This is a genomic window from Bradyrhizobium sp. UFLA05-153 (assembly GCF_054185185.1).
In genome coordinates, this window is record NZ_JBBIAM010000365.1 from 1 (window position 1) to 507 (window position 507).

Annotated in this window: 1 protein-coding gene; it reads right to left on the minus strand. The window is 59.4% G+C overall.

Going from position 1 to position 507, the window contains the following annotated elements:
* Positions 1 to 356, minus strand: a 356-nt coding sequence (locus Q2941_RS51910) for a hypothetical protein (protein WP_458197588.1), incomplete at its 3' end; no start/stop codon positions are given.
* Positions 357 to 507: the final 151 nt, after the last annotated feature.

The window sequence follows — 507 nt, forward strand, 5'->3', positions numbered from 1 at the left end:
CAACCTCGGCCGCCAACAAACCCACCACCACCACAACCTCGGCCGCCGCCGCACCCCCCGCCACCATGGCCGCACCCGCAACCACCGCACCCGCGCGCTAGCTGCACGCCGCTGCCAAAGTTTTCTCTATCGAAGAGATGGAACGTGGCCAGACTGACGTCGGCCATTTCCTCTTCGCCAAGAAAGAAGCGCTGATTTGGCGAGGTATTGTAAGATTGCGGGATACCGGCAGCGGGCATCGTGGATGCGGATGCACTACCCGCCAGCGAAAGACCCAGTCCGGCGGCACTTAGCACCTTCACGGTGGCGGCTTTGGTTGTGCGTTTCTGCTTCGAAGCTTGCTTGACCCGTGGCATGGTCGCACCCTCCGTAAGTTCTTGTGAAAACGCTCCGCAAGAGTGCGCTCGGCGAAACCGGCGCGCAAGGGTCACCTGTGCCATAAAATGCGAAACATCTCATCGAGCTCCATTCATCTTCATGAACCGAGATCGACACATAACCGCTTTT